The sequence below is a fragment of the Anaerolineales bacterium genome (assembly GCA_015075625.1).
GTDB lineage: Bacteria > Chloroflexota > Anaerolineae > Aggregatilineales > UBA2796 > UBA2796.
The window spans coordinates 352,372-377,455 of record JABTTZ010000002.1 but is presented as its reverse complement, the minus strand read 5'-3'; the positions used below and the strand labels follow the sequence as shown (position 1 = coordinate 377,455).

General features: G+C 57.3%; 20 protein-coding genes. 4 read left to right on the top strand and 16 right to left on the bottom strand.

The window, feature by feature from the left end; genetic code table 11:
* Positions 1–53 precede the first annotated feature (53 nt).
* Complete coding sequence (locus HS103_10310) at positions 54–1,157, bottom strand: acyl-CoA dehydrogenase family protein (GenBank protein MBE7513193.1); 1,104 nt, start codon at positions 1,155–1,157, stop codon at positions 54–56.
* 143 nt (positions 1,158–1,300) lie between these two features.
* Positions 1,301–1,909, bottom strand: a complete 609-nt coding sequence (locus HS103_10305) for a TetR/AcrR family transcriptional regulator (GenBank protein MBE7513192.1) — start codon at positions 1,907–1,909, stop codon at positions 1,301–1,303.
* Between the two features lie 147 nt (positions 1,910–2,056).
* On the opposite strand from HS103_10305, the gene HS103_10300 reads away from it, so the two are divergent.
* The gene (locus HS103_10300) at positions 2,057–5,515 is read left to right on the top strand and encodes an AAA family ATPase (protein ID MBE7513191.1); all 3,459 of its coding nucleotides are present in this window, start codon (positions 2,057–2,059) and stop codon (positions 5,513–5,515) included.
* Between the two features lie 214 nt (positions 5,516–5,729).
* On the opposite strand, the gene HS103_10295 is transcribed toward HS103_10300, so the two are convergent.
* The 4 genes from HS103_10295 to HS103_10280 all read right to left on the bottom strand — a co-directional run bounded on the left by HS103_10295 (position 5,730) and on the right by HS103_10280 (position 11,263).
* Positions 5,730–6,806: an isocitrate dehydrogenase gene (locus HS103_10295; protein MBE7513190.1), complete on the bottom strand. Its 1,077-nt coding sequence runs from the start codon at positions 6,804–6,806 to the stop codon at positions 5,730–5,732.
* On the bottom strand, positions 6,803–7,633 hold the full coding sequence (locus tag HS103_10290; GenBank protein ID MBE7513189.1) for a response regulator: 831 nt from the start codon (positions 7,631–7,633) through the stop codon (positions 6,803–6,805). The genes HS103_10295 and HS103_10290 overlap by 4 nt, the downstream gene beginning before the upstream one ends.
* A 12-nt stretch (positions 7,634–7,645) precedes the next feature.
* Positions 7,646–8,053 carry a hypothetical protein gene (locus tag HS103_10285; GenBank protein MBE7513188.1) on the bottom strand — a complete coding sequence of 136 codons (408 nt, stop codon included), beginning with the start codon at positions 8,051–8,053 and terminating at the stop codon, positions 7,646–7,648.
* A gap of 81 nt (positions 8,054–8,134) precedes the next feature.
* On the bottom strand, positions 8,135–11,263 hold the full coding sequence (locus HS103_10280) for a GAF domain-containing protein (protein ID MBE7513187.1): 3,129 nt from the start codon (positions 11,261–11,263) through the stop codon (positions 8,135–8,137).
* A gap of 223 nt (positions 11,264–11,486) precedes the next feature.
* Here HS103_10280 and HS103_10275 point away from each other — a divergent pair, with 223 nt between their 5' ends.
* From HS103_10275 to HS103_10265, 3 genes are all read left to right on the top strand, one after another.
* Positions 11,487–11,912 (top strand): thioredoxin fold domain-containing protein, encoded by a 426-nt coding sequence (locus HS103_10275; protein ID MBE7513186.1) that lies wholly within the window; start codon positions 11,487–11,489, stop codon positions 11,910–11,912.
* 112 nt (positions 11,913–12,024) lie between these two features.
* A complete protein-coding gene (locus tag HS103_10270; protein MBE7513185.1) occupies positions 12,025–12,498 on the top strand; it encodes a hypothetical protein in 474 nt (157 codons plus the stop codon).
* Positions 12,499–12,503: 5 nt separating this feature from the next.
* A complete protein-coding gene (locus tag HS103_10265; protein ID MBE7513184.1) occupies positions 12,504–13,133 on the top strand; it encodes a thioredoxin fold domain-containing protein in 630 nt (209 codons plus the stop codon).
* Between the two features lie 105 nt (positions 13,134–13,238).
* On the opposite strand, the gene HS103_10260 is transcribed toward HS103_10265, so the two are convergent.
* From HS103_10260 to HS103_10215, 10 genes are all read right to left on the bottom strand, one after another.
* Positions 13,239–13,883, bottom strand: a complete 645-nt coding sequence (locus HS103_10260) for a LysE family transporter (protein MBE7513183.1) — start codon at positions 13,881–13,883, stop codon at positions 13,239–13,241.
* A 337-nt stretch (positions 13,884–14,220) separates the two neighbouring features.
* Entirely contained in the window at positions 14,221–14,685 is a 465-nt protein-coding gene (gene atpC, locus HS103_10255; protein ID MBE7513182.1) for an ATP synthase F1 subunit epsilon, read from the bottom strand.
* Between the two features lie 14 nt (positions 14,686–14,699).
* Positions 14,700–16,142: a F0F1 ATP synthase subunit beta gene (gene atpD / locus HS103_10250; GenBank protein MBE7513181.1), complete on the bottom strand. Its 1,443-nt coding sequence runs from the start codon at positions 16,140–16,142 to the stop codon at positions 14,700–14,702.
* Between the two features lie 12 nt (positions 16,143–16,154).
* On the bottom strand, positions 16,155–17,102 hold the full coding sequence (gene atpG, locus HS103_10245; protein ID MBE7513180.1) for an ATP synthase F1 subunit gamma: 948 nt from the start codon (positions 17,100–17,102) through the stop codon (positions 16,155–16,157).
* A gap of 33 nt (positions 17,103–17,135) precedes the next feature.
* The gene (locus HS103_10240; GenBank protein ID MBE7513179.1) at positions 17,136–18,665 is read right to left on the bottom strand and encodes a F0F1 ATP synthase subunit alpha; all 1,530 of its coding nucleotides are present in this window, start codon (positions 18,663–18,665) and stop codon (positions 17,136–17,138) included.
* 445 nt (positions 18,666–19,110) lie between these two features.
* On the bottom strand, positions 19,111–19,641 hold the full coding sequence (locus HS103_10235; protein ID MBE7513178.1) for a hypothetical protein: 531 nt from the start codon (positions 19,639–19,641) through the stop codon (positions 19,111–19,113).
* A gap of 144 nt (positions 19,642–19,785) precedes the next feature.
* A complete protein-coding gene (locus HS103_10230; GenBank protein MBE7513177.1) occupies positions 19,786–20,616 on the bottom strand; it encodes an SDR family oxidoreductase in 831 nt (276 codons plus the stop codon).
* 147 nt (positions 20,617–20,763) lie between these two features.
* Entirely contained in the window at positions 20,764–21,732 is a 969-nt protein-coding gene (locus HS103_10225) for a glycosyltransferase family 2 protein (GenBank protein ID MBE7513176.1), read from the bottom strand.
* Positions 21,729–22,490, bottom strand: coding sequence for a methyltransferase domain-containing protein (locus HS103_10220; GenBank protein ID MBE7513175.1), 762 nt, complete (start codon positions 22,488–22,490; stop codon positions 21,729–21,731). Before HS103_10220 ends, HS103_10225 begins: the two co-directional genes overlap by 4 nt.
* A gap of 20 nt (positions 22,491–22,510) precedes the next feature.
* On the bottom strand, positions 22,511–24,715 hold the full coding sequence (locus HS103_10215; GenBank protein MBE7513174.1) for an ATP-dependent Clp protease ATP-binding subunit: 2,205 nt from the start codon (positions 24,713–24,715) through the stop codon (positions 22,511–22,513).
* Between the last annotated feature and the right edge of the window lie 369 nt (positions 24,716–25,084).

Below are 25,084 nucleotides of genomic sequence, written 5' to 3'. Positions count from 1 at the left end.
CATAGCGGACGCCTTATCGGGCGTCCCTACCGGCGTGGCGTCTGCCCTCAGGGCTATGCCATTGCCAGCCCCTCAAAGGTGGCGAACCCGCGTGCGTTGCGCAGCCAGCGCTCTACCGGATGTTCCCGAATGTAGCCATGACCCCCCAATACCTGCACGGCGCTGTCGGTGACGAAAAGCGCCATCTTATCAGCATATTCTTTCGCCAAGCGGGTTTCGGCTGTGCCATCGGCGGTGGGGGTTTTATCAAGCTGATAGGCGGCTTCCCAGACCATCAGGCGGGCAGCGTCTACCTCAATCGCCATCTCTGCCAACATGAAGGCAATCGCCTGCTTCGTGGCAATGGGCTGTCCAAATTGGACGCGCTCTTTAGCATAATCACGGGCATATTCAAACGCGCCGCGTGCCACACCCACCGCCATTGCCGCCAAGCCGATGCGGGCATGGCTCAGCAGGCGTTCGTAGCGTGTTCCGGCGTCGCCGCCGAGCTTGTTCTCCACGCCGATAGAAACGTTGTTCAAGCGGACGGTGTAGGTGGACAGCGCACGAATGCCCATCAATTTTTCGCGCCCGTCCAGCGTCACCCCTGCTGTGCCGCCATCAACAAGATACCCATCGATCTTTCCCGACTCGCTGTTGCGGGCATAAACGAGCATGAGGCGGGCATCTTTCGCCAACGGGACATAGCACTTCACCCCATCGAGGATGTAACAATCCCCTTCGCGGCGGGCTGTCGTCTTGAGATGGGTGGGATTAAAGGCAATCCCTGGCTCTAGGAAGGCGGCGGTGAAGGCAGGCGACGTTTCCTCAGCGGCAAGGGGGAGAATGCGCTTCTTTTGTTCTTCTGTCCCGCTGAACTGCACAGGGATGGTCACAAGGGCGGGCGCGTTCACCGCCAGCGCCAGAGCGAGATCGCCATAGGCGAATTCTTCGTAGGCAAGGCTGTTCGTCAAGGTGCTGTGTTCACCAAAGCCGCCATATGCCTCTGGGATTCCTGCGGGCAGCAAGCCTAGTTCCCACCCCTTTTGGATTGTCTCCGAGGGCAGCGCCGAGTCTTCGTCGGCGTCATGGGCAATCTTACGCACATCGCTAATTGCATACTTGGCAACGGCATCTACGAGCATTTTCTGCTCTTCGGTGGGGCTAAAACTGATCATGCAAGGTACTCCACTTAGAACGAGTTAGTTCAAACCAGACCATTAAAATTGGCAGACATGTCAAATTGACAAACATGACGCCGTTCTGCACATCCCCCCAAGATGAAAGAGCGTTGGTCGGTGAGGGGTGCTTCTAAAAATGCCTACGGGCAGCGCAGGGCGGAAAGGAAGGTATCCACCATGCGTTCGCCAATCTCGCGCCCGCTCAGCCGCCCCTCCCCGCGATACCACACGCTGATCCAGTTGTGCGCCCCCAAGAGCGCCTTCACAAAAATGTTCACATCCAGCGGACGAAAATCCCCCGCTGCAATGCCCTGCTGGATCACATCCCGATAGCGCTGCTCGAAGGTATCCCGCCGTTGAAGAAAAGCATCCCGTTCGGCGTCGGGCTGGTCAAGGGCAATGAGGGTGCGAATCTCAAAGACCATCGCCGCACCAACGGCAACGTTTTGCGTCACACTTAGGACATGGGCAAGGATCATCGCCCGCAGGCGTTCCGGCGCGGGGAGGACTTCCTTCCCAAGCTGCTCAAACTGGTGGAGGACGGCATCTAAGCCGGTGTTTAGCACGGCAAGGAGGAGATCGCGTTTTCCGGCGGGGAAGTGGTGGTAAAGACTCCCCGCCGTCAGGTGCACACGGCGGGCGATCTGCGCCATCGTCGCGCCATCGAAGCCCCGTTCTTGAAAGATCTGCGCTGCCGCCAGCAAAATATCCTCACGCTGGACGGTTTGATGAGCGGGTTTGATTGTCAAAAAATGACCCCAAAAGAAAGTAATTGAACGTTCATTTGATTATCGCTGAAAACGAATAAGAATGCAAGTTTTGCTTGGGGAGAGCAGCCCTTGCCCTCTATGCTAGAATGATCCTCACTACCCACCGAACCCGACTGAGGCGGGAACATGAAGTTCACCTTTCATCTTTTTGTGCAGCGTCACGAGAACCGCACCTATACGGTCATGGCGCTGCCCTTCACCGACATCACGGCGTTTGGCATTGCCCTTGATGAAATCAAGAACGATCTCAGCGAGGCAATTACCGAGCGCGTCCGCGCCATACAGCCGCAGTTCCTGCACCAACTCGATTTCGATTCCTCGATCACCCTGCAAAAAGTGGTGGTACCGCTGCGCCCAGTAGACCGCCGCAAAAATCTGAAAAAACGGCGCGAACAGATCAAGATGCAGTTCAGCCTGATTGTGAAACCCGAAGACGATGGGCAATTCTTCATCACCGTGCCAAAGGTTGGGCAGCCCCCCCTGAGCTTTTATGCGTATAGCAAAGAGGAAATTCCGACTCAGGCGGTGGTCGAACTGACAAATTGGTTTGATGACGCCACCCTAGAACACCTGACGACGTTCAAACATGCCCGCAGCGAGGCGCTGGAAACACTTGAACTCGATATTTCACTGAAGAAACCAAAAGAAAAAGAAGATGAGATCGGCGGGCTGGGCAGGGACGAGAAAGAATCCTTTTGGGCGTTGAAGGAAACAGGCGTGAATATGACCGCCCAAGCCGCCGAAGGGCGCTTTCGGCGCACCTACCGACGCACCGAGATGGTTGAGGATATTCTCATGACGCTGTGCGCCCCACGCAACAACAGCATCCTCTTGGTGGGCGAAAGCGAGGCAGGCAAAACGGCGATCTTGCAAGAGGTGGTGCGCCGTATTCATAAAAAGGAAGTCCCTGATGCCCTGCTCAAGCGCGAAGTGTGGCATCTGACGCCGGATCGTCTGATTGCCGGTGCGCAGTATATTGGGACATGGGAAGAACGGGTGAACGATATTGCCAACGAATGCCGGAAAAAGCAGACGATCCTCTATGTGGACGATCTCCCCGGCTTGTTGGAGGTGGGGCGCTGGTCAAAAAGCGATTCAAATATCGGCATGGCGCTTAAGCCGCACATCGCTTCGGGCGAGGTGATCATGATTGGGGAGGCACGCCCCGAACGGCTGACGATGGGAATGGGTTTGGGGGCAAGTTTCCTGAATTTGTTTCGCCAGATCACCATTGACCCCATGCCCGACGATGAAGCTGCCGCCGTCCTGACCAGTGTTGCCCGCGATTTGGAACGGGATTTCGATGTGCGCATTGCCCCCAACGCCCTTGAAACAGCCATTGAACTCTCCCGTCGCTTTTCGCCTTACCGCGCCTTCCCTGGCAAGGCGATCCGCCTCTTGGAAGATACTTTGGGTGAGATCAAAAAAGCCTCACCATCAGCTGAGGAAGGGGGACTTGCCCGCCGCACGAACCGCCCGATTATTGAACGCGGGGCGGTGATCAGCACCTTCAGCAAGCGCAGCGGGCTGCCCGAATTCATCGTCAAGGACGATGCGCGAATGGAGATGAGCCGCGTTGAAGGCTATTTTCGGGAGCGCATTATTGGGCAGGATCATGCTGTGGGGACGATGGTCAACGTCATTGCCACGATAAAAGCGGGCTTGAACGACCCCAAAAAGCCGCTCGGCACATTCCTTTTTATTGGACCCACAGGCGTGGGCAAAACGGAAATGGCAAAGACGCTGGCGGGCTACCTTTTTGGCGATACAGGACGCTTGATCCGCTTTGATATGAGCGAATATGGCGGCGTGGACGGACTGGCACGCTTGATCGGCGCATTCAGTGGGGAGGGCGAACTGACCAAGCGTGTCCGTGAGCAGCCCTTCTGCATCGTCCTGTTGGATGAATTTGAGAAAGCAGACCCTCGCATCTATGATATTTTCTTGCAGGTATTGGGCGAGGGACGGCTGACCGACTCCGCCGGACGGACAACCTTTTTTCACAATGCGCTCCTGATCATGACCAGCAACTTGGGATCGGGTCAACGGGCGCTGCGGCAGGTGGGCTTTGCCACCGATGCCGATGCTGAACGGGGGGGCGATGCCTCTGACAACCACTACCGCGCCCATGTAGAGGGCTATTTCCGCCCCGAATTCGTCAACCGCATTGATCAGATCGTCACCTTCCGCCACCTTGCCCCCTCGGCGCTAAAGAAGATCGCCTCGCGAGAGTTGAACGCCGTCCTCAGCCGTGATGGAATCACCCGACGGGGGATTCTTGTGGAGCTTGACGAGGGGGTGATTGATCTCGTCCTCGCCACAGGCTACAGCCCAATCTATGGGGCGCGTCCGCTCAAGCGCGAGATCGAACGGCTCGTCGTCGCCCCCCTCGCCCGCATCTTGGCAGATCGTTCCACAAAAGATCAACACATGCTGCGCCTTTCGGCAGAGGGCGGCATGATTCAGATCAAGCCGATCACCATTGAGGAGGCGGATCGCGGGGAAGCAGTGACCATCTCTGGGGCAGAGGGCGAAAGCGCCAAACAGCGGATGGATACGGCGGCGCTGGTGGAAGGCTTTGCCGTCTTGCGGCGCAAACTTGCCGATTGGGAAGCAAGCGATGCGGTGAAGGAAATGCGCGATGAGAAAACGCAGTTGATTGCCGAAACGCAAACGCCGGATTTCTGGCGGCAAACAAACGATGCCCGCGAAACCCTGAGCCGCACCTACTTTCTAGATCGCCTCTTGGCGCGGCTGACGCAGCTTTTGGAACGGGCGGAATACCTTGAGGATTTCAGCGTCCTCGTCAACCGAGATCGGGCGCTGGATTACCAACCGGAACTCGCCCGTGATTACGAGACACTCTATCAACAGGTGAGCTACTTTGATATTGAGATGATGACGGCGCATTTACCCCACCGCAACCAAGCGATGCTGTTGATCGCGCCGCTTGCCACCCAACTGGGCGGAACACCGAACGGGGCGGAGGCATGGGTGCGCCGCCTTGCCGAGATGTATCTTCGGTGGGCGCAGCGCAAGGGCTATGAACATGATTTGTATGTCATGCACCCGCCAACGGAAGGCGCGGGGGGTGTTTTTCAACCGATCAGCGCGGGGACGTTTGACGATACACTCACCGCCTTTGCCACCTCACCCTCGCTGTTGGAGGTGGGCATCATGATCCGAGGGACGAACGCTTTTGGCTTTCTGAAGGGGGAACGCGGCGTTCACCGGATGGGCGGGCGTGAAGGGGGCGGGGGGAACAGCGAGTTTGCCAATGCGCGAGTCTATGCCATCCCCGACACCACCAAAATCGCCATCTGGCTGCATGACTATCAGGCGGTTTTAGGCGAGATTGCGGCGGGGCGGCGGGATGCACCCCCACCGGAAAAATACACAGTGATCCGTGTTTATGCCTTAGATCGCTCTGAGGTGTATATTCGGGATTTGCGTACCGGACTCCGTGTGCGGGATGTGAAAGCGGTTCTGAAGGGAGGCATTGATCCCTTTATCTTAGCCTATCTGAGGACAGAAGAAGCCGCCCTCACATGGGAAGACCGCTTCCCAACGACGTTCCCCTTTTAGCGGCAGCGGGGAGGGTGCGAGGTCATGGCGCGGACGCCCATGGGGCGTCCCTACGGTGCGGGAAAGGGGGTGAAGACGTCTTTCCAAGCGGACGCGGGGTTAAAACACCCGCGCTAGGGATGATCATCCCGTTGGGGCTTTCAAGCCCCGCAGGGACGGTCAATTATAGCCCGTCCCCTTTAGCGGCGGGCGCATATCGGGGTGACCCACCCAATTAGGGCAGCAGTTCAAGGACTTCCAAGCGTGTGCTAACACGCCGAATCACCTCATCCGTAAATTCCGTCGTGGTTGCGTGTCCGCCGAGGTCTGCTGTCTTTACCCCATCTTTGACTGCCTCCAATGTCGCCTCGTAGATCACACGACTGGCGCGGGCGGCACGGGGATCATCAATATGGTTCAACAACGCTGCCGCCGCCAAAATCATCGCCATGGGGTTGGCAACATTCTTCCCCTCTAGTGTAGGCGCTGTGCCGTGTGGGGCTTCGGTCACGGCAACGCGGACGCTGCCATCGGGGTGAAAGCCCAAGATCTGCGATTCAGCGCCGGCGATTGAGCCAAACATTTTGATCACTAAGTCGCTCATCACGTCGCCATCGCGGTTCAGACAGGGAATGACCAGTGCTTCCCCAGAGGCATCCAAGAGCAGGGCATAGGTGGCGTCGATCAACTGCGGATCATAGCGGACATCGGGATAGCGCGTGGAGGCGGCGTCTAATTCTTCCTTAAACATCCCCTCGTAGACGGGGCTGACGGTGAACTTTGGCCCGCCAAAGACCTTTGCCCCCACCTTACGGGCGTGGCGAAAGGCATATTCCGCGACGGCACGGCACGTCCGACGGGTCAGTTTTTCTGTGCGGAACGCCGATTCGTCTAACCCTTCGCCTTCACGCCATTCCTTCGCGTTGTAGGCATCACCCACCGCCATACGCACAACGGTGATTGGCGCATGGACACCACCAAAGGGACGCACCGAGGGAATCCGCCGTCCGGTACGAAGAATCACCTCGCCGCCGATTGCCTCGCGCAGCAAGGCGTTGGGGCTGCCTACATCACCGCTTTGTTCGGGGGTGATCGTTGCCGCTTTGATCCCCAAGCCATATTTGCTTGCCGCCTCCGCCGCCTCGTGAACAACCTTGTTGTTCGTCGCTCGGCGGTTTGTCAGAGAGAGATCAAAGGTGAGGAAATCGAGGGGGTAACGGATGGCGTTCAAGACGCGCAGCCCCTCAAGGAGGAGTTCTTGCCCGGTTTGGTCGCCTTTCATGACGACGACGGTTCGGTTACTCACAGTCAGCTATCCTTTTTTGGTGTGTGAATGGGGGTGGCTAGATCATTCGGTTTTGCCGTGCCGTGCGGTGTTGGGTCGCTCACCACCTTCGCAGCTTCTTGGGTGGGTGGGGGGGCAGCAGGCAGCGGTGTGCTTGGCGCGGCGGGGCTAGAGGATGGGCTGGTCGCCTTCACTGGCTCGCTTGGCGGTGTGCTTGGGGTTGGGAAGGTGGGTGGGACAAAACTCGGCGTGGCAAAACTGGGCAGCCCATCGCTCGCCACCTTTGGCATTTCTTGGGTGGGTGGCGTGATGGTTGGTGTCGGCGGGGGAGCGGGCGGTGTACTGAAAGTTACCGGTGCCGGTTCAGGTATGGGCGACGGCGCGGCAGACGGTTTCGCCACATCCGGCGCAGGCGGGATGCTGCCTAGGGGCGGGTGGGGCATGGCGGATGCCCCTATAGTTGTGCCATTTGGTTTGCCACCGCCGCGCCGCTGGATAGCTTCCTCGACGGTGCTGATCAAGGTATCCATGCCAATCGGTTTGGGCAGCACCATGTCGGCGCCAGCGTCTTTGCGGCGGTCTTCAAGGTCAAGGGCGGAATATGCCGTGACAAAGACAATCGGTAGGTGCGCTGTCGCCGGATGAAGGCGCATCATCTTGCAAAGCGTAAAGCCATCCAACTGCGGCATCATAATATCCAACAGCACGCAGTCGGGGTGTTCCAATTCAGCAAGGGTAATGGCATCCACCGAATTTAGGGTGGTTACGGCGTGGTAGCCGCTCAGTTCTAGGATAACCTTCAATAGGTTCAGGGTATCGAGTTCGTCGTCAACAATCAGGACACGGATGGTCATGGAACAACCTCTTTAGGGCGCAGCGGGCGATGGGACGGGCAGCACAACCACCCCCCGGCTTGGATCGGAGGCAGAGATTGCCGAGAATGCCGTGAAAATGGCTATTCCAGCAAAAATCCAAGCGGCAGTGCGATCATCTCGCCCTCGCAACAGGGCAAACGTACCCGGGTAGACAACAATGAAATATGCCATATATAAGCCGTATACCCAACGCAACTGCTCTCCGGCAAGCGAGCGCAGCAGCCACAAGATGAGGCTGCCCACGCCCAACGCGGTGCAAAACCAGAGCGCTCCAAAGTAAGCAGCATCCAGCCCTTGCCCGCGAACGGCATTTGCTCCCGCCCATATACCGAGGGCGAAGGAAAACAAGATATACGCGGTGAGGATGATCACACTAAGCGTATCCAACGTTGGGTTCATGAACGAATCCTATTCTTGTGATCGGCAACCATTGGGGAAGATTGTAACACCGCACCGGAACGGAATCGTATCAGAGGCGTTTCAGTTTGATTGGAGTTTGGTTTCTTGAGTCGTCGGTAGCGTGAAATGGAAGGTTGTCCCCACCCCCTGTTGGCTTTCTGCCCAAATGATCCCGCCATGCCCTTCGACCACCTGTTTTGCCAGCGAAAGCCCCAACCCCATGCCCCCAAAGGGGCGGTTGAGCAAATCACCGCCAACCTGATAGCCACGCTGGAAAATTTTATCGAGGTCGCCCGCTTCAATGCCAATGCCATAATCACGCACAGAGACTTCCAACATCCCATGTCCGTTTTGCCGTGCCGAAATATCGACTTGGTTGCTGTCTGGGCTGAACTTAATGGCGTTATCAATAAGCCGATCCAGTGTATCGGAAATCGCTTGCATATCCCCACGAACGGTGGGAAGGTTGGGTTGAACATCCAGATAGAGGTTCACCCGCGCTTGCATTGCCCGATAGCGCACGCGCTCTACGGCATGTTTCAAAAGGGTTTCCATCTCCAGCGGGACGAATGCCATGCTGTCGATGTTCAGGGCATGGAGGGCAACCATATCGTTGACCAGTTTTGCCAATTCCATTCCCCACGTGGTCAGTTGCGCCAAGCCTTGTTTTTGTTCGGGGGAGACGCTCCCCAAATACTCTTGCGCCAGCAGATCAATTTGTAAAAGCATCTTATGGAGAGGGGTTTTGATCTCGTGGCTGATGTTTTGAAAGAGTGCATCTTTCATCCGGTCGCTAACTTTTAATTCCTCGTAAGCGGCTTCCAGATCGGCGGCTCGGCGTTCTAAAGAGCGGTAGAGACGGGCGTTTTCAAGGGCATTGGCAACCACCCCGGCAATCCCCTGGATCAGGGACACTTCACTCAAATCAAAGGTGCGTTCGGGGTTGGTGTCCAACAGTTTAATGACGCCAATCACCTCGCCCCGCGCCATAAGAGGGGCGATTAAACCCGTCTGTGCGCCGCTCCGCGCCAGAAGCGCCCGCTCTACTGGATCGTCGCGCAGCAGGGAGGGGTAAAGCGTCATGGGTAGCCCGTGTTGAAGGCTGTTCTGCATCGTGGGATGATCTTTCAAAGTAAAGGATGCTGGACGCTCCTCGTCCCACACAGCAAAGCCCAATTCATGGACGGCGCGGGCGCGACGGGCGCTGCTATCCCACAGGGAGATGACGCACCAATGCGCCCGCCCCACGCGAACCAAATCATCAGCAAGGGTGAGGAACTCCTCAGCGGTTAGGGCGCTGATCCCCGTCGTAGGGTCGCGGGGGGAGGTTTCCCATGTGCTGATCGCCTCCTCAATCGCTTTGATGTTCGCTTGGGTAAAGGGATCGTCGTCACTTGCCTTGTAAAGTTCAATAACGCCAACGGCGTTCGCCCCCAAACGCATGGGGGTAATCACGACGCTGCTCATCCCTAACAGGATCAAATACTCACGCAGTTTGGGGTTAAGGGCGGCGTCTTTTGTACGGGCAACCAGCGATTTTCCACCGCGCAGCATCCCCGTCCCAAACAAAAGCGATGCTAATGGGCGGTCTGGTCCGGCGTTTAGCCCCCATGCCGCGTTACTTGCCTCGGCAACAATGGTTAGGGTGTTTGCTTTTTTATCCCAGGTGGCAATCTGGCAGCGGCTGACGGCAAGCGTATCGCGCACATCGAGGGTGATACGCTCCAACACGCCGTCCAGTTCCAGGGTGGATGAAACCGCGCCACTGGCTTCAAGGATCGTCTGCAATTCGCTGACGCGGCGTTGTGTTTCGTTCAGCAGGCGAACTTTATCAATTGCCACCGCCGCCGCACTACCCAAATTTTCCAGCGTTTCTATGTCGTCTTGGCTGAATGTCCCCTCCGATTTGCTGATCACCTCCAAAACACCGACAACTTGATCGCCTGTGACGAGGGGTACCGCCATGATTGAATTCCCCGCCCGAACAAAGGTCTCCCCGGCATCAATTTTGCTGATCACCAGCGGGCGGCGTTCGCTAGCAACCCTTCCGGCAATGCCGTCCCCAATGCGGACGGTCTTGCCGATGATCGACTCCGCCTGTCCTCCCTGTGCAGCAACAACGGTGAACACATCGTTATCATCCCCAACGCCGGGCATAAAAAGCGCTACATCGGAACATTCAACGACGAATGGAGCAATCTCCAAGAGGTGATCGGCAATCTCATCCAAACTGAGCGCCCCTGCCAAAAGCTGCCCGCCTTTGTTTAGGGCGCGAAGACGTTCGCTTTGGCGTTCCAACGCCGTCTCCCGTGCTTTCTGCTCGGTAAGATCGGTGAGGACAAGGATGGTATTCACACCCCCATTGGCGACGGGGGCGGTGCTGCGTGCCAATTGGACGGGGATCACCCGCCCGCCTTTCGTCAGCATATTTTGGATGAAGTGAACGGTCCCCCGCCCGCCGTGTTTCAGGTTTTCGACAAGGCGAGGGCGTCCCTCTGGGATGAAAATAACCCCGACGCTGACGCCCTGCAATTCACGGCGGGTGTAGCCTGTCACGGCGAGAAGGCGGTTGTTCATGTAAATGATCTGCGCCTCATCATCGATGATGATCATGCTATCGCCCATCGAATCCATGACCATCTTGCGGAATGCTTGCTCGGTGCGCATCTCCACCTCACGCTGGGCAAGATCGCGCATGAGGCGCACATGGTCAAGCGTTTCGACTGCTTGTTGAGTGATGGTCTGAAGAATGCTGCCGGCACGAGGATCATAGGTGGGATAGGGGGTTGCCGTCGCCAGCATCAAAACGCCCAACAGCCCCTCCCCTTCGCGGGTGAGCGGTAGAATGTGGGCATGGCTAAGACGGATTTGGCTGAGCGCCCGGTGGAGCAACGCCCCCTCTGGCATTTCTCGGAAGGATTCCGCCGCCACATTAATCCGCCGCTCGCCGCTCCGCGCCAAAACGACGAGGGGATGGTTTTCGTTCAGCGAGATCGTCGGCTGTTCAAGCGCCCCGTTCGCCACAAGGCGCAGAAAGACTAAGCCGGCGCTCTCGCCCTTGACGCAGGCGATGGCGCGTCCCCGCAGCGCCCCTTGTTCCACCATCAACAACCACGCTAAATCACAAGGAAGCAAGGTGAGCGCCCCCTGACAGAGGTGATCCAGCAAACGGGTGTCTTCAAATCGGGTGGAGGGGGCTGAATCGGGCATAGGGACGGTAATGTGTTTCCTTGCACTGGTCTGTGCATCATTGTATCCCGAAATAGGAGTCTGCACAGAACCACCCGCCAATCCTTTCCGCGAATTTATTACTTGGCACAAACCCCCAAATAAAGAGGGGCTACTAATGGGCGGATGCACCCCATATACTATAGCTAGCCAATTCGCTTTTGATTTATCTAAGGGGTTTGGTAGCCACAGGAGGCTGATTGTCATGCATCGCACATCGTTGTTTGAGCGATTTTTGATTGGGGTCGTGCTGTTCGGCGTTGGGGTTATCTTCGTCCTCACGTTGAGTCTGCTAGGGAAAGCATCGATTGCCAGCCGTCCCAACGCTGCGGCAATCAGCTTGACGGGAAAGCCACACTTGATCATGTTCTACGCCGATTGGTGCGGATGGTGTCAGAAAATGCGCCCCTCGCTGAACCTGATGAAAGAAAAATACGGCGCATCGGTCACTTTTTGGGACCTCAACATAGACAGCAGCAATTCAGCGGCACTCTCGCGAAAGTATAGTGTTTACTTTGTCCCCTACGTGGTGCTGCTCGATAAAGAGGGGGAAACCATGCGCGTGCTGCCTGGCTATCAAACGCAAAAAAAGCTGGAGGAGGTCCTAACGACACTGCTCATCGCACAATAGGGAAGGTTGATTGTTCGGCGATGTGTTAGCGCTGGATAATTATGAGGGTGGATGGGCAACACACTTGACGTATAATCTAGCTACCGATTTAGTTGATGGTGGTTTTGCTCTTATGCGTCGTTCTTCCTTGCTCGTTCTGCTGCTCATCCTAAGCGCCTGCGGGGGAGCAACCCCCACCGCCACCCCGCCCTTGAATACATCTATTGCGCAAACGGCGCTCCCCGTCGTCGCAACGCAAGCGATTATCCCTTTTGATCAACTAAAGGCAAGCGACCCGACCCTGATTGGCACAACGGGGCGTCCGCAGCTTGTTGAGTTTTTCGCCTATTGGTGCAGCGTGTGCCGCAGTATGCACCCTGTGATGGAAGATCTGAAAAGCGAATATAGTGGGGTGATCGATTTTCTTCAGCTTGATATTGACTCCCCTGCAACGCTTGCTGCCCGCGAAACCTATCGCTTTCAAGGGCTGCGCCCGACGCTTGTATTCTTGGACGCAACGGGCAACGAAGTAGCACGGCTGGTGGGGGCGCACCCCCATGAAATAATTGCCGATTTGTTGGATAGCTTGGTGGCAGTAGGAGGCTAGTTGTCATGCGTCGTAAGCCCTTATTCGGATTATTTCTCAGCGCGGCAGCGTTGATCGTCGTTTGGCTTGCCCTCGTCCTCGCCCTCCCAACGGGAGGACGCGCTCGCTCACAAAGCGCGGCGACACTCACGGCAACAACTACCCGCCCACCTACGCTGGACATCTCCCCCCTGACGACGCTAGGCGTTGAACCCACGCGGGCGCGGTCTGCATTGGTAAGCCCCACACCCACCGCCACCGAAGACTTGCCCGCGCCCGTCCTCACCTTGACGGCGCTAGGGCAAATGTGGATCGCCACCTACGCCGCTATTCCGACAGAAACGCCCGGACCCTCCGCGATCAGTCTGACAGGAAAGCCCCACTTTGTTGAGTTCTACGCCGATTGGTGTGGACCGTGCCGCGAAATGCGTCCAGCACTGAAGAAGATGAAGGAAAAATACGGCGAAACAGTGACCTTTTGGGATATTGATGTTGATAACATCGGCTCCGATGCACTCTCGCAGAAGTATCGTGTCCAATTCATCCCCTACATGGTGCTGCTGGATAAGGAAGGGAAAACCTTCCGCATTTTGGAAGGTTACCAAACGCAAAAAGAGCTTGACGCGGCGCTCAGCGCCCTTCTTGCCCTAAAGTAAGCGCGTGCGGGAGAGAGGGCGCGGAGCTAAAGCCGACGCGCTGACTTCAGCCTTGTTCTTTAGCGCGGGGGGCGGGTCTTTCCGTGATCCCATACGGGTGCGCCCCTACCCCCGCAGCGCACTGATCAGCACAACGATCCCAAACAACGCGATAGCGATCCCTGAGAGGCGGTTGATCCACAGCAGCACCGTGCGGTTCATCCGCGTTTTCAAAAGGCTGACGATCCCCGCTAACGCGAGATACCACCCCCCCGACCCCATCGCTACGCCGACAACCATCATCAGCGCTGCCCAGATACCACCCTCGCCCGTGCTGCCAAATCCGGCGAACATTGCGGTGTAGATCAGGATCGTGATCGGATTCGTGATCGTCAGGAAAAAGGTTGTGCTGTACGCCCCAAACAGCCCCCGCCGTGCGTTATCCTCCCCTGCCAGTGATGATGTGCCTGCCGCGTTCGTATCAACGGGCGGGGTGCGGAAAAACGTCCAGCCGAGGTAGATCAGAAACGCTCCCCCAAAGAAGCGCAGCGGCGCCTGAAGGCTGACGAGGGCGTTGGCGATGACCGTCAGACCGAACGCCCCCACCGAAGCGAAAAACACGTCAGCCGTTGCCGCTCCCAAGCCCGCCGCCGCGCCATAGAAAAAGCCCTCTCCAAGCGTCCGCCGGATGCACACGATTCCGACAGGTCCGACGGGGGCGGCAATCGAAAGCCCAAAGATGAGTCCACGTAGAAAAATACCGATATCCATAGTAAGATGCCCTCCACGGCTAATGAGACAATGACGAATCACCCTTATAGGGATGCACTACAGCGCGTCCGCCATAGCCCGATGGTTTACCGTCGGGCTATGGTTGACCACCCCGCCCTAAAGGGCGCGGCTGAAAACAGGGAAAGGTGAACCCCCTGATCTCGGCACGCGGGCTTCACATGCGCCCGCACACCTCACCACCTCTCTGTGTGGATAGGGGGTGAGGTTGTCGGTGATCCGCCTTAGCGCGGGTGTTATAACCCCCCCACCCCAACAAAAAAGGACGCGGCGTTGAATGCCGCGTCCTTCACAACCCACCGAATTCGTTTTCCCTGTTTTAAGGCTTCTTTTTCGCCTTTTCTTCTTCAGGGTTCACGATACGCACGGTGTTGGCACGGCTCTTAACCTTCCGCAAGATGTTCTCTTGCAGACCTGCCCGCCGCAGTTCTTGGACAACCGCCATTGATTTATCAGGGGCGACGCCCTCGCGCTTGACCCGTTCGGCATCCTCCCGTGCTTGGCGGACTTTTTCCATGTCCACTGCGTAGGTGCTTTCCGCCGTATCTGCCAAGATCAGCACGGAGTCGGGGCGCACTTCAACCACCCCGCCATACACGATAAAACTTTCTTCCGCGCCGCCCTTGCGCACGATCAACTCGCCATGGGCAAGCGTCGTCAGCAGCGCGGCGTGGTGGGGAAGGATGCCCATTTGCCCCTCCACGCCGGGAATGACGACCATATCCGCCGCCGGATCGGAAAAGAGCGGACCCTCTTGGGTGACAATATCGACTTTGATCGGCATGTGACGCCCGCTTTCTAGACTTCGCCCTTGCGTTTCGCTTCGTCGTAGCGGTTCAGCACGTCCTCAATCGGTCCCGCCATGTAAAACATTTGCTCTGGGATGTGATCGAGTTCGCCGCTGAGGATCATCTTGAAGCCTTTGATGTTCTCTTTGATCGGCACATAGCGCCCATCGCGTCCGGTGAATTTCTCGGCAACAAACATCGGCTGCGTCAGGAAGCGCTGGATGCGCCGCGCCCGCCCCACCAGAAGTTTGTCGTCGGTGGAGAGTTCATCAATGCCCAAGATGGCGATGATGTCTTGCAAGTCTTTATAGCGCTGCAACACACGCTGTACCTCGCGGGCGGTGTTGTAGTGATCTTCCCCGACGATCTGCGGGTCAAGCAGACGGCTGGTGCTGGCGAGAGGATCGACGGCGGGGAACAAGCCCTGTGCCGCCAACTCACGCTCCAGGGCAATCGTCCCATTTAGGTGGGTAAAGGTTGCCACTGGTGCTGGGTCGGAATAGTCGTCAGCGGGAACGTAGACCGCCTGCATCGAGGTGATCGACCCCGTTTTTGTCGAGGCGATGCGCTCTTGAAGGTCGCCCATCTCGTTTGCCAGAGTCGGTTGGTAACCCACGGCTGAGGGCATCCGTCCCAAAAGTGCCGACACTTCCGAGCCGCTCAGCGAGAAGCGGAAGATGTTATCAATGAACAGCAGCACGTCTTTGCCCTGATCGCGGAAGTATTCGGCGTTTGCCAAGCCAGTGAGCGCCACGCGCAGACGGACGCCGGGCGGTTCGTTCATCTGCCCGAAGACCATCACCGTGGAATCCATCACACCGTAGCCCTGCATTTCGTAGTAAAGCTGCGTCCCCTCACGGGTGCGCTCGCCCACGCCGGCAAACACAGAGTATCCGCTGTGAACTTTTGCCACAGAGCGGATCAGTTCGGCAATGGTCACTGTCTTGCCGACGCCCGCCCCGCCGAAAATGCCCATCTTGCCACCCTTTGTAAAGGGGGCGATCAGGTCAATCACTTTCATCCCCGTCTCAAACATTTCGGGGTTTGTGATCAATTCATCAAACGAGGGCTTGCTGCGGTGAATGGGATAGCGAAGGTCGCTGCTAACCCCGCCCTTTTGATCAATCGGACGCCCCAATACATTGAACAGCCGTCCCAACGCGCCCCCCCCAACGGGGACGAGGATCGGCGCACCAGTAGCAATGGCATCCATCCCGCGCTGTAAGCCCTCGGTGGCGTCCATTGCCACGCAGCGGACTTTCGAGGTACCGAGATGAAGCTGAACTTCCAAGATCAGATCATCTTGGGGGATGCTTTTCCCCTCTTTTTCAACGGGCGGCAGCGGGACGCGGATCGCGTCGTAAATATCGGGCAAACCCCCCTCTGCGGGGAATTCGACATCGATCACCGCGCCAAGAATTTGCGAGATTTTTCCTTTGATTTCATTCGCCATAATAGAGTCCTTTTAGGATTGTGCCAGCGGCGTCTCGGCGGGCGCGGGGGCTTTTCTGCCGCGCATCGCTTCCACACCACCTACGATGTCCAAAATTTCGCTGGTGATCGCTGCCTGCCGCGCCTTGTTGTAGCTCAACTGCAAATCTGCCGAGAGCGCTTTGGCGTTTTCCGAGGCGTTGCGCATGGAGACCATGCGGGCGCTGTGTTCGCTGGCGGCGCTTTCTAAGAGCAGTTCTAGGATGATGTTCTCGTGGAACTTGGGGAGAATCTCATCCAAGATCGCCGTTGCGTTCGGCTCGAAGATGTAATCCCCCACATTGACCTCATCTTCCCGACGGAGTTTGAGGTAATCCAAATGAATCATTGCCCCCTCTTGATCGGGGACAATGGGTAAGACAGGCTGCACACGCGGCTGCTGCGTCAGGGTATTGATGAATTCGGTATAGGCGACATAGACTTGATCGCTGTAACCGTTCAGATATTCTTCCGTTAGGGTGCGGGCAATCGGGCGGGAGGCATCCAGCGACCACCACGCCGGCAAACCGGTGAAATCGGCAACGATATTTTCCTTCATGCGGGCAAGCAGATCGCGCCCTTTGCGCCCCACCGCCACCCAGCGGACGGGCTTCCCCACATCTTGGGCAAAGCGCCGCGCCACGCGGAAAACGTTCGTATTATAGGCACCGGAAAGCCCCCGATCACTGGTGATCAACGCCACCGTGACCGTCCCCACATTCGCCCGTGCCGTCAACAGCGGGTGGAGCGGCGTTGAGGAGTTGCTCGCCTTGAAGATATGCCCCATCACCCGAATGGCAAGATCAGCATAGGCGCGGGCTGCCAGCGCTTGGTTGGTGGCACGGCGGACTTTGGAGGCGGAAACCGCCTCCAGCGCCATCGTGATTTGTTGGATATTTTTGACGCTGCGAATGCGCCGTTTGATTTCGCGTACACTAGGCATAGGTGTTCCCCCTCAGCGGGTGGCTTGGCGCGATCACTTCGCCGCGTTCGTCTGCAACCATGTGCGGTTGAAATCGGTGAGCGCCTGCTCCAGCAGTTTTTCGTTCTCTGCGCTCAGGTCATACTTCGTCGCGGCGTCTTGAATCCCCTTGCCAATTTGGGGATACTGCGCCTTCACCGAGCGGATAAAATCGCCCTGCCACTGCTTCAACTTTGCCACCGGAATGGTGTCCAAGAATCCGCGTGTTCCGGCGAAGATGAGGATCACTTCTTCGTCCAATGGGAGCGGTTGGTACTGCTGCTGCTTGAGCAGTTCCGTCAGGCGCATCCCGCGCTCAAGCTGATTCTGGGTATTTTTGTCCAAGTCCGCGCCAAACTGGGCAAACGCCGCCAACGAGCGGAACTGGGAAAGTTCCAGTTTCATCCGTCCGGCAACCTTTTTCATCGATTTCCGCTGCGCATCGCCACCGACGCGGCTGACCGAGATACCGACATTCATGGCGGGGCGCTGCCCGGCGTTGAACAGGTCGGATTCCAAGAAAAGCTGCCCATCGGTGATGCTGATCACGTTCGTCGGGATGTATGCCGACACGTCACCGAGCAGCGTCTCAATGACGGGGAGCGCCGTCAGACTGCCCCCGCCGCGTTCATCAGAGAGCCGTGCCGCACGTTCCAACAGGCGGCTGTGTAGGTAGAACACGTCGCCCGGATATGCCTCACGCCCAGGAGGACGGCGCAGCAAGAGCGACACCTGACGGTATGCCCAGGCGTGCTTGGAGAGGTCGTCATAAACGATCAGAGCGTCTTTGCCATTCTCCATGAACCATTCGCCAATGGCGGCGCCAGCATAGGGAGCAATGTACTGAAGCGCGGCGGGGTCGCCCGCCGAGGCGACAACGATGATCGTGTAGTCCATCGCGCCGTACTTTTCCAATGTCGCCAACACCGAGGCGATCTGTGCCTCTTTCTGCCCAATGGCGACGTAGATGCAGAAGACATCCTGCCCTTTTTGGTTGATGATCGTATCGAGGGCGAGGGCGGTCTTGCCCGTCTGCCGGTCACCGATGATCAACTGTCGCTGTCCGCGCCCGATAGGGAACATGGCGTCAATGGCGAGAATACCTGTCTGAATGGGCGTATCCACGTCTTTGCGCTCAATGACGCCGGGGGCGATCCGCTCTACGTTATAATATTCTGTCGCAGCGATGGGACCCTTGCCATCCAACGGCGTGCCGAGGGCGTTCACCACGCGCCCGACCAAACCCATCCCAACGGGGACGGAGGAGATACGCCCTGTGCCGCGCACTTCGTCACCTTCGCGGATGTGGCGGTAATCGCCCATGATGATCACGCCGACGCTATCCGTCTCAAGGTTGAACGCCAAGCCGAGCGCCCCGGTGGAGAACTCCACCAGTTCGGAATAGCGAATATTGGGCAAGCCGGTAACGCGGGCGATACCATCGCCTACCTCCGTCACATGCCCTACCTCAACGGCGTGGATGGTGGGCGACCACCCTTCGATCTGTTTGAGAAAATCCTTTGCGAAATCAAGTGGTGCTGTCATAGAGTCCTCTTTTTCCTTATTGGGGACGTGGGGTTTATCCGATTGACGACGTACCCTACCGAAACGACGATCAAAGCGCCGAGGATACCGTGTGATTGTGAGGCACAGTGTACCCAACAGGGCGCAAAAGCACGAAAAATAGTCTAGGGATGCCACAAAAAGCTGTTTGTGTATTTTAGAACAAACGAAATAAGTTGTCAACAGCATAGATATGGGGCGACGATCAGACAGCGAGGGCGTCCCCCTTAGGAAAGAAACCCTCTCCCAAGATTTTCTAAGAGTCTATCCGTAAATTCAGGTTTGGATTGTAATCAGGGCAGCGCTGAGAAAGATACCTTTGGCAAACCCCGCATCTTTCCCTGAATGCCATCACCAAAAGGGTTGTGAGGGTTTGTGCCTACTGTTCACCTGTTTAATTTACGGATAGATGCTAAGGGAACAGGACTCAGCGATTGGTGGGGGGAAACAGAGCCTCATCAAGGACAATAACAGACGGTTGTTCTGGGTGAATTTTGACAGGAATGATCGCACCCACGTCTGGCGCATGGTCTGCCGATAAGAAAGCAGCGATCTCCGCCTCATAGGGGGGTGTAGACATGACCCAGATACGCATAACATATTCAGTGCGGCGCGGACGTGTGCGTAAACGAAGATTTCGGTTTCGCTCTATACGCCACCGCGTGCGTTCAATACGATCCACTCGTGCCTGAGCGGGCTGCCCGTTGCGCTGGGCGTCTCGATACGCCTTTGGTTGGGTGACGTTCCCCAGACGAATGGTAAACCACAGCACAATGACACCAAAGAGAAGGGTGTAGATCACCATCAACCCAACGATAGGCACTATATCACGGCTTGTTTTGGTAGAGGGTTGTAGGGCGTTCCATGCCACAAACAACGCCCCATGAAGCAAGGCAAGTGCGCCCCCTAGCATTGCCCATGCCCGCAGAATGTGGGGTAAGCGATTCGACATCCTCATCAGGTAGTTATCCTTTAACATAGGGAGTGAACGGTTACATTAATAATATAGAGGCGTCCGCACTCGCCGCGCGTCTTCTGTTTTAAGCCCCGACGGGGTGACTATTTCTAGCGTGTGGGCTTTATAGCCCCACACTTGACCTACTCAACTGCCCATGGTCATCGTCCGGTGGGCAAGCATCGCCGCCATCCGCCGAGGCATCAGCCGATTTGACCACGCCAGAAAGCGATTTGCCACACCGGGGACGATGCTCGTCTTGCCGCGCAGCAACGCATCGACGCCTACCCTAACCACCGTTGGGCTTTGCATCATGAACAACCGTTGATACAACGACGGGCGCTGCCCACTGACGGCGAGGAATTCCGTCTTGGTCACGCCCGGCGCAAGAACAGTTACCTTGACGCCGTGCGGACGCAATTCATGGTTGAGTGCCTCGCCAAAGAACAGGACGTAACTTTTTGCTGCGGAGTACGCCGCATAGGTGGGCGAGGGTTGGAACGCACCAATCGACGCCACCTGCAAGATATAGCCGGATTTCCGCGCCACCATGTCTTTGGCAAAAAGGTGCGACATGTGCGTGAGAGTCACAATGTCAATTTGGATCATCTGGGCGATGCGCTCCCACGCCGTCTCGGTGAACATCCCATAAAGCCCGAACCCGGCATTGTTCACCAGCACCTCTACCGCCCATCCGCCTGCCTTCACCTGCGCGTGCAGTTCGTCGGGGGCGTTCGGCTGCGCCAGATCCATCGGGATCACCTCTACGGCAGTTGTCCCCTGCGCCGCCTTGATCTCCGCCGCCAGTTCGTGCATCTTATCGGCACGGCGGGCAACGAGGATGAGGTTTGCCCCGCGCTTGGCAAGGTCACGGGCAAAATCTGCCCCCAACCCGCTGGATGCCCCCGTCACCAGCGCCCATTTTCCCGCTAATGGATGTCTTTGTGAGGTGTTTCCCCCTCGCGGCGAGTCTGACATGGCGTCTTGATCCTTTTCTAATTTACGGCGCGTCTCTCAAAAAATATGAGCAATTGCTCATGAATGAGAGTATGCCGCAAAGGGGGGGGAATGGTCAAAGGACTGCGGGGGAATCAATGACGCAATTCTCCGCACAGGGGCGCACCCTCAGGGTAGCGAATCGTCCTCCACCACCTCGCGGATTGTGTAAATCGTGCGCACCTTGCTCCCTTCGTAATAGGTGCGCGTCAGCATCTCTGCCAGCAGCCCATTCGTGATGAACTGGACGCCCGCCAAGACGAGCATCACCCCCAAAAAGAGCAGCGGATTGCCCGTGATCGAATAGCCACCGAGTGCCGGAAGTTTCATCAGCAGTGTGATCAGCCACAAGACGCCACCCAAGCCCAGACAGGCAATGCCCAAACTGCCGAACACCCGCAGCGGCTTGGCACTGTAGGCGATCAGGAACTTCACGGCGATCATATCGAGGAATACGCGCCATGTTCGCCCCAACCCGTAATGGCTTTTCCCATGAAGGCGGGGCGACCAGCGCACGGGGACTTCGACCATCCGCGCCCCATAACGGCTTGCCAGCGCCGGAATAAAGCGGTGCAGTTCGCCATATAGGTGAAGATTTTCCAGCAGATCGCGGCGGTATGCCTTGAAGGTTGAGCCGAAATCATGCATGGGAATGCCCGTCACATAGCGCATCATCGCGTTGGCAAGGCGGCTAGGGAGGCTGCGCGTCGCCGGATCGTGGCTGCGATCCCGCCATCCGTTAACGAGATCATAACCCTCTGCCAGTTTGTCCACGACGAGGGGCAAATCTTCCGGGTGGAATTGTAGATCGCCATCGAGGGCGACGATCACCGGCGCACGGGCATGGTCAAAGCCCGCCGCCAACGCCGGAGTCTGTCCATAATTTCGGGTGAAACGAATGATCCGCAAACGGGGAAAGCGCCCCCGAAGCCCCTTCAGGGTGGCAAAGGTGGCGTCCGTGCTACCATCATCGACAATGATGATCTCGGCATCCGGCTGGTAGGCGTCAAGGACGGCATCCAATCGTTCGCAGAGAGGGACTACGTTGTCCGCCTCGTTGTGGACGGGGATCACGACGGAGAGTGCGGGGAGGTTCACCACACGCCTGTATCCAAATCTCGGTAGAATTCCGTCGTTTTGTTGTAGGTGACGCGGCTCATGCTGAACCCTCGGTAGCCAAAGACGACCATCTTCTGGACAGGGAACATTGCCTCGTAAAGAATCGCCCGCAGCCCGGCGCTGTTTGGCGCCCAGACGTTTGTAGGGTCATGGTTGAGTGTGTCACCCGGATAGAACTGAAAAAGGGGGACATCCAGCAGCGTCGGGGAGAGCGTCTCCATGGGGGTGATCGTCCCATCGGGCAGAAAGAGGCGGTTATCAATTACCTCCGTCTCCACAAAAAACAAGCCGTGCGGGGCGATCAGGCGGTGCATGACATCCAGCACGCGCAGCGGGTTACGGAGGTGATAGAGAATTCCCAAAAAGAGGATCAGATCAAACGTCCCGTACTTTTCCGGTGTCACATTGTGGACGTTTTCCACGTGGTAGGTGACCTTGCTCCCCAAAATAGCACTGGCGATGGGAAAGCCCGTTTCCTCAGCGGGGATGTTATCCACCCCCACAACGGTTGCCCCGCGCCGTTCTAGCTCAAAGGCGAAATACCCGTCGCGGCAGCCCACATCCAAAACGCGCATCCCGCTGCAATCTTGTGGCAAGCCCACCTCGTCTAAAAAAGAGAGGTTGCGCGGGGAATCTTGAACGCCGGGCGTGATGATCCCCGGCGCTAGTTCGATACGGTGATACCAGCGTGGGCAACTGGCGATCATCCGGTGAATGGTCAGCGCGTCGTAATTCACAGGGTCGTTCTCGCCTTGCCTTAGCCCGTCTTGAAGGTCAGTTTCTCCGCGCCGGGCTGCCCGTCGATGGTGATTGTCGTCCCGCCGCCGCTGTTGCCCGTCAGCAGAAAGTCTGCCAGCGGTTCGCGGACAGAACGGGCGATAATCCGGCGCAGCGGACGCGCCCCCCATTCGGGGTGATCGTTCTGCGCCATCATCCAATCCTTCGAGGTGGGTGTGAATTCCAACTTCAAGCCGCGCTCGCCTGCCATCTTGATCTCTTTCTTCAGCATCAAATCAAGAATCTGGCGAAGTTCCGTCTCGTTCAGCGGGCTGAAGATCACAATCTCGTCAAGACGGTTGAGGAATTCGGGGCGGAAGAACCCGCGCACTTCCTCCATGACGCCCTCGCGGTCTTCCTCGGTGATCGTCGTATCCTGCAAATACTCGTGTCCCAAGTTGCTGGTAAGGATAATCACCGTCTCACTGAAATTTGCCGGACGCCCCTGCCCGTCCGTTAGCCGCCCCGCCTCCATCACCTGCAAGAGAACATCCATGACACGCGGGTTTGCCTTTTCCACCTCGTCAAAGAGGACGACGGTATACGGCTGCAAGCGGACGCGATCTGTAAGCTGCCCGCCACCCTCGAAGCCCACATAGCCCGGCGGCGCACCAATCAGCTTATTCACCGCGCTCTCGTCCATGTATTCGGACATGTCAATTTCCAGCAAGGCGTCCTCGCTGTTGAACATAAATTCGGAGAGCGCCTTTGCCAATTCCGTTTTGCCCACGCCCGTTGGTCCCAAAAACATGAACGACCCAATCGGGCGTTTAGGGTCTTTCAAGCCCACCCGCGCCGTCTTGACCGCCCGACTGACGGCGAGGACGGCTTCTTCCTGTCCGATGATCCGCTCGTGAATGTGTTCGACCATGCTGGCATAGCGAGTGCGTTCGTCCTGCCCTAACTTCGCCACCGGAATCCCCGTGATCTGGGCGGCGGCAAGGGTCACATCTTCGCCATCGACAGCGGTTTTTTTCTCGCCCGCATCCTCCCCCCCGTGACGGCTGACGTTGACCATCGCGGCGGCGCGATGGAGGAGATGCTCGGCGCTGCGGGGCAGCGGCACACCGGGACTCATATAGCGCTTAGCCAGCTTCACCGCCATCTTGATCGCCTCGTCCATAATGCCCACTTTGTAATCGGAGGCAATGTGAGGGGCGATTACCTTCAAAATTTCCGCCGCTTCGTCCTCGCTTGGTTCGGGGATGCGCAAAAACTGGACATGATCGCCAAACCCGCTGGCATTGACAAGGCGCTCATCATAATCCGCCTGTGTCGCCGTCCCAATGATCACCGGATCGCTGCCGAGGATCGCTTTTTGAATTAGGGGCGTTGCCTTTGGGAATTCCGCCTTCACCGGACCGCCAAAAAAGCGTTCGATGCGGGGGATGAATAAAATCCCGCCCTTCGCTTGAGCAATTCCGCTGGTGATTGCGCCGGAGGCGTTATCGAGCAGCGCGCCTTCCTCAACAGTGACCAACTTCGTCAGCCCAACGGGACCCTTCCCCTCTGCCATGAGTAGCCCCAAACTGTAGACAAGGGAGCGCTTCCCCACGCCATCCGCGCCAATGAGCAGAACATTGCGCCGGATGCGCTGCGAGAGCATGCTGATCACTTCGTCAAGGAGCGCCTTGCGAAAGTAGACCGCCCGCGCATCGCCCTTTTTCACTTGTTCCACAACATCGCCCGCTGTTGTCGCCTTCTTAGAGACGACGCGATCCGCCATGAGGTCGGTCATTGCCTTTGGCGTGATGCCGAACCCGCGCAGCAGTCCACCGGTGCTGATCTTGCTCTCGGTGAGTGTCGCCAAGAGGTGATCGGTATCAATGTAGACTTCGTTTCCCGCTTGGGCAATGCTCAGCGCCTCGTCAAGGGCGATAATCATCTGGCGGCTGAGCGAGAGTTTTGTCCCGTTTGCCGCTTGGTAGATCAGGTCACCATCCATATCGCGGCGCTGTTCCACCGCTGCCCGCACCGAACGTTCCAGGCGATCCATGTCCAAGCCGCGCTGCGTGTGGAAGTAATCCAAAAGACGGCGGGCGGCGGTCTCTTTACTGCGGATGAGTGCGAGCAAAACCGCTTCGGGGTAGATCGTGCTGCGACTGTAACTTTTGACAATATCAATGGCGGCATTCAAGACCGCGTTGGTATCATTCGAGAGCAGTTTGGGGTTGAGCGTTGCCATAAAAGAGTTGGACTTTCCCTTGCCCTAAAACCTATCACCGAGAAAAGGTCGCGCCTGTCAACGAGACAACCTCGAAAGGTAGCGCGAAATCAGGCGAAAGACAAGGCGTGCATGAGAATCTAGTGGAATAGAGTGTGGTCGGCAGGCGACGATGTAGAGTCACCTCTACAAAGTAGTACGTCACCACAGAGATTTCTAGAAGAACCCCAATCCCCCCACCCCCTTTCCGTTTACGAGGAGTGGGTACCCGCCGAAGGCGGATCGCAGGGGGTGGGGTGAAACCCTATCTATCTGTGTGGTGATCTAGTTGGGTGGGGCAAACCTCCTGTACATCTCGCAGCGGTGCATTTGCTGCGCACAGCCTCACCC